Annotated in this window: 2 protein-coding genes and 1 pseudogene; all 3 read right to left on the reverse strand. The window is 76.6% G+C overall.

What is annotated here, in order from left to right; all coding sequences use genetic code 11:
- Positions 1-5 precede the first annotated feature (5 nt).
- Entirely contained in the window at positions 6-1,865 is a 1,860-nt protein-coding gene (locus ACFV4N_RS38945; RefSeq protein ID WP_499677700.1) for a hypothetical protein, read from the reverse strand.
- A complete protein-coding gene (locus ACFV4N_RS38950; protein WP_499677701.1) occupies positions 1,862-3,895 on the reverse strand; it encodes a lantibiotic dehydratase in 2,034 nt (677 codons plus the stop codon). The genes ACFV4N_RS38945 and ACFV4N_RS38950 overlap by 4 nt, the downstream gene beginning before the upstream one ends.
- A pseudogene (locus ACFV4N_RS38955) lies at positions 3,892-5,608 on the reverse strand (hypothetical protein); the annotation flags it as partial. The gene ACFV4N_RS38950 and the pseudogene ACFV4N_RS38955, both read right to left, overlap by 4 nt.

The raw sequence follows: 5,608 nt of genomic DNA on the forward strand, positions 1-5,608 counted from the left end.
CAAACCTAAACCTCTAGTGCCAGACCGGGCATCTCATTATTGATGTGCATGGTCCGGCGGCGGGCGACGACACCCGCCATCGGGGTCTCGCCGACCAGCCGCCGGACCTCGTCGGTGAAGCTCCGGTAGAGCCCGGCCGGATCGCTGTGCACCCGGGCGGAGGACCCGCCGAGCACCGAACTGGAGTCGTCGTGGATCTCGCCGATCACCCAGACCGCCGTCGCCGGGTCCGCGCCGTCCGCGAGCAGGTCCAGGCCGGGCAGGGCCGCCGATGGCGTCAGGTCCGCCTCGGTGAGCTCGTGCCAGGAGGGCGCGCAGGCCGCCGCGATCGCCGCCGTCGGCAGCCGCACCGCGCCGTCCGGCGACGGCGCCGTGCCGCGGACGACGTCGCGCAGTGCGGTCCGCAGCCGGTCGGCGCGGGGCGTCGCGGTGGAGAAGTCCACGGCGGCCGCCGCCGCGAGCGGGACCCGCCGGCCGCCCAGCCGTTCCCGCACCGCCTGCCGCGCGTCGCACCGGGTGAGCAGGGCCATCAGGTAGCACGGTTCGAGGACCGCGCGCACGACCTCGACGAGCCGCGTGGTCACCGGGCCGCCGAGCCGCACGCGCTCGCTGAACGGCGACGAGCGCTCCTCGTGCCAGAACGACCGGTCGGCGTAGTGGTCGCCGGCGTTGCGGCTCGCCGTCACCCCGGCGGACCGCAGGGTGGTCGCCACCTCGGCCAGGGCCTGCTCGCGCCGCGGCCACGGGACGCGCTCCGCCTCGGCCAACCCGGCGGCCACCCGCGCCGGCAACTCCGCGCCCGGCACGGCGTCGGTCAGCGCGCGCAGGGCGCGCAGTTCCGTCGACGGGACAGCCGGGCCGCGGCGCAGCGCGGGCCGCAGTTCCGTCGCGGCGGCCGCCGCCGCCGACGCGGACAGGCCGGCCGCGGTCACCGCGTCGCCCAGCCGCCGCCAGGTGTCGAGCCGGCGCCACAGCTCCAGCGCGGCCGGCCCGATCGGCACCCGGTGCCCGTCCGTGGTGCGCTCCAGCACGGTGTCGACGAGCCGCCACACCGGGCTGCGGCTGATCAGCGAGGCCCGGCCGCGCGGACCGCACAGCGCGGCGAGTTCCTGCACCAGCCACGCCGCCGCGTCCACCGCCACCCGTTCCGGGGCGGGCGCGTCGAGCAGCACCGGGACTGGTGAGTCCGGGTCGAGCTCCACGAAGCAGGTCGGCCCGTAGAAGGAGACGGTCTCGCAGCGCATCGTGAACCGCCGCAGGTACCGGTGCGCCGTGGCCAGCCCGGCCCGGCCCGCGGACCGCGACTGCGCCCCCTGCTCCAGCGGTCCGCCGGAGCGGTGCAGCAACCGGGCGAACCCGGGGTTGGACTGGCTGATCGCCTGCCGCAGCCGAGGCGCCCGCGACCGGTCCCTGACCTGGTCGAGCACCTCGGCCAGGGCGAGTCGGTGCGCGTGGGCGGCGACCTCGTCCGCGCGCCGGGTCCGCTCGACGGCCCGCGCCCACCGCGCGGTCCACTCGCCGCCGCCCAGGCCGTCGAGCAGGGCGGTGGTCTCGTCCGGCAGGGCGAGGCCGCGGGTGACCAGGCGCGCCGACCGCACGATCCGGTCCCTGGCGGGCTTGTCCAGCTCGTCGAACCGGGCGCGCACCGTCGGGAACGTCGATGCCCGGAACGCGTCGCGGACCAGCGCCAGCTCGGCCCTGGCGTCGATCGCCCCGGCCGCCCTGCCCGCCGCGTCCGGGCCGACCGCGGGCACGAGGTCACCGGCGAAGCCGGACGACCGCAGCTGCAGCGTCGGGTACAGGACGGCCCTCAGCTCGCCCGCCGGCGTCCGGATCGCCGCCGCCAACGCGGTTGTCGTGGTCATGCCGGCCTCCCTGGCGAGACCACGGCCGACATGCGCAGCTCCGCGCAGTGCCGCCGTGATCCGTGGTCGAGCCACAGCTCGTCCGGGCCGGGGTCCATCGGGGTGATCGCCAGCGGTTCACCCGGCTCGGTCCAGTGCAGCAGCAGGTCGACCAGCAGGGGGTTGCGCAGGTCGACGTAGAACGGTTTCGGCTGACCGGGCGACCTGACGAACACCCGCTCCGGCAGTCCCAGCGCCGACCGCCAGCGGCGCAGTTCGACGAGCTGCCCGGCGGTGGTCCGCGCGGTGCCGTGCGGCCTCGGCACCCGCCAGCACTCCCGCTGCACGACCAGGTCACCCAGCGTCAGCTCCGGCGTGTGCCCGGCCGCGCCGTCGAACACCGGCAGCAGCCCGGTGTGCGGGGACAACGCCAGGTAGACCGGGTTGGCCGGATCCGCCGGGGTCAGGCTGCGGCGATCGCCGTCCGGCAGCACGAGCCACGGGACGCCGTCCGCCCAGACCACGTCGACGCCGCCGTACCCGACCGAGTCCCGCCGGCGGGACTCGGCGCCCACCCGGATCGACCGGGTCGGCAGCTCGCACAGGAACGCCTTGCCCTGCGAGCGCGGCGCCACCAGCTGCGCCAACCGCTCGGCCGCCGGCAGCGAGGCGAACCACTCGTCCAACCCGCTGTCCGGCCAGAAGTGCTCGAACAGCCCGAACACCTGGAGGTTGCTGTGCAGCTCACCGAGGACGAGCCGGGCGTCACCCACCCCGCCTGGTCCCGCGGCCAACATCAGGTCCGGTGACAGCAGCGAAGGGTCCCCGCCGGGCCACCGGTCCAGGAGGTCGGCCAACCGGTCGGGGCCGAGGTGTCCGCCCGAGGCCAACCAGGCGTCGCCCACCGCGTCGCGGAGCCGGTCCGCACCGGGGAAGGTCATCGCCGCCGCCGCGTGGCGCATCGCGTCCGCGAGCGTGCACCGATCGCCGACGCGGTCGCGCAGGGCGCCGGAGGCGTCCGCGAACCGGGCGTGGCCGTACGCGGCCGCCAAGCGGCACAACGGGTCCAGGGCTTCGGTGATCCGGCGCAGCAGCCTCCCGCCGACGGTGTAGGGGGCGGTGCGCGCGCGTCCCTCCTCGTACATGACGCCGCGGTCGCTGTAGAACTCGCCGCTCGGTCGGTCCGGCAGCTCCCCGACCAGGTCCTCGACCTTGCCGGTGAGCCTCGCCAGCAGCGGCCCCCGCGCGGCGATCGGGGCGTCGGCCACCTGCTGCGCGACCTGCCCCAGTTCGACGAGCCGGTCCCGCCAGTCCCGTCCGGGACCGCTGTCCGGCAGTGCCGCCGCCAGCTCGGCCAGCGGGTCGGTGCAGGCCGCCGGTGCGAGCAGCGCGCCGCGCACCAGGCCGGCTCGGCGGAGCCGCCCGAGCGCGTCGCCGACCGGCACACCGGGCAGCGCCGCCAGGGCGGTCCGCTCGTCGGCGCTCAGCCGCACCCGGCGGTCACCGACGACGAGGGCGCCGTCCGCCTGCCGGACCGGGTCTGCGAGCCTCACCGGCAGGTGCGGCGACATCCGCGGGTCCCGTTCGACGGCCGCGGCGATCAGGTCGGCCACCCACCAGCTGACCAGGCCGGCGCGCACGCCGGGGCCGCCGGGCTGCACCAGGTCGGCGCTCCCGGACAGCCGGACCAGGTCCATCGGGCCGTACCCGTTCGCCGTGTCGTTCTTCGTGGCGAGCCGCTGCAGCAACGCGACGGCCGACCTGGACCGCTTGCGCCTCCTCCGCGGCACCCCGTCCGCCACCGGGAGCACGGCGTTGTCGTGGATGTCCGGGTTGGCGACGGCCGCGGCGTCACGCACCCGGGGATCGCCGCAGAGCGCGGTGATCCCGGCGTCGGCGTACCGGACGGCGGCCTCCGCGTACCGCTGCGCGGCCACGTCGTCCGCGGTGTCCAGCGCCGCCACGAGGGACGGCTCGACCATCACGTCCAGCAGGTCGGCCGGGAGCCCCGCGCTGCGCAGCACCGCGATGGGCGCGAACTCGACGCTCACGAGGTCCTCCGCACGATCATCGCCGTCCGCAGCTCGCTCGTGTGGACGCCGTCCGCGCAGTCGAGGACGAGTTCGTCCGGCGCGGGCAGCATCTCGGTCACGACGGCGTCCTGCCGGCCTGCCACGAGGCGGGCGAACAGGTCGCAGTACGCCACCGCGGCCAGGTCCAGGTAGACGGGTTTCGGCTCGCCCGCCACCGCCAGGTACACGTGTCGCGGAAGCCCGAGCGCGTCCCTGAGCCGGGCCACGGCGAACGTCGCGGCGGCCGGGTCGCGTGCGGCGGCGAGAGCGGCGAGGTCGTCCGCGTCCAGCCGCCACGACTCGCGGAACCAGACGACGTCGTCGACGACCACCCGGGGGCGGTGCCGGTCCAGCGGTGGCCGGCGCGGGCCGTACAGCACCGGGCCGGCGAACGCGCGGCACAGCGGGCTGACCGGGCTCGTCGGCATCAGGACCAGCGGCCGCCCGTCCGAGTCGTGCAGACGCATCGCGTCGCGGTCGGCCAGCACGGAGTGCAGCGAGCGGACCTGCCGGGGTGGCAGCGCGGAGCGGGCCACCCGTTCCAGCGCGAGGCCCGGGTACTCCAGGGTGAACGTCTTGCCGGTGAACCGCGGCTCGACGAGGGTGATCGGCTCCGCGTCACCGGCCAGCTCGCGGGCCCACCGACCCACCTCGGCCCGGAGCCGCTCCCGCTCGGCTGCCGGCAGGCTGCGGATCAGCCAGCACCAGGGCTGGATGCCCTGGTGGACCTCGCCGACCACCACCTGACCGCGCGGGCCGCGCAGCAGCAGGTCGGGCGAGCAGACGAACGGCTCGTCCGGCACCGCGTCGGCGAAGGCGGCGTCGAGCTCGTCGGCACTGATGTCGACCCGGGCCGTCCCTTCGGGGGCGATTCCGTCGAGGCGTCGCCAGAGCGCGTCGGCGGAGGGGCTCCCCCCGTGGTAGTCGGGTTGCGGCAGCCGGCCCACGGCGTCGAGCAGCTCGTACAGGCTGACCCTGGCGGGCAGACCGGCCGCGCTCCAGCCGTCCGCGAGCCACGCCCTGGCGTCGGCGCGGACGGCGGTGGCGTACGCGGCGTGGGCGTGCAGGACGGCTCCGAGCGCCCGCTGGTGCCGCGCCAGTGCCGGGCGGTGCACCCGCAGCTCGCGCAGCCCGCCGACGCCTTCCTCGAAGACGGGCTGGCGATCGGCGTAGAGCGTTCCCGCGGGACGGTCCGACGGGGCGCGCCCGACCGCGGCCAGGGTGCGCTCGACGTCGACGCACATCGCCTTGCGCAGCGGCCAGCGCCGCACCGACACCGCGTCCACGGCCGAGGCGATCGCGTCGAGCCGGTCCACCCACGCCGACGCGGCGGGCAGTCCGGTCGCGGCCACCGCCGCGCGGAGGTCGCCGAGGTCGTCCAGCGACGTGGCAGCCGGCGCGACGGCCACCGCGAGGACCCTGGCCCGCACCAGCGCCGCCACGACGCGGGTGTGCTCGGCGGGCAGCTCGGAGGCCCGGACGGGACCGGCGCGCAGCGCGGCGAGGAGCTCCGGTGGCAGTGCGATCGCGCGGTCGGCGACGCGCACCGCCTTCTCCTCGACCCGCACCAACGGGTTCAACCGCAACGGTGCGTCCCGATCGGCGGACAGCTCCGCGGTGATCCGCGCGGCGAGGTCGTCGACCGCGAACCGCGCGAGGTGGCTCGTGCGCGCGCCGTGCCTCGGTGAGGCC

It is taken from the genome of Actinosynnema sp. NPDC059797 (assembly GCF_042732085.1).
Classification (GTDB): domain Bacteria; phylum Actinomycetota; class Actinomycetes; order Mycobacteriales; family Pseudonocardiaceae; genus Actinosynnema.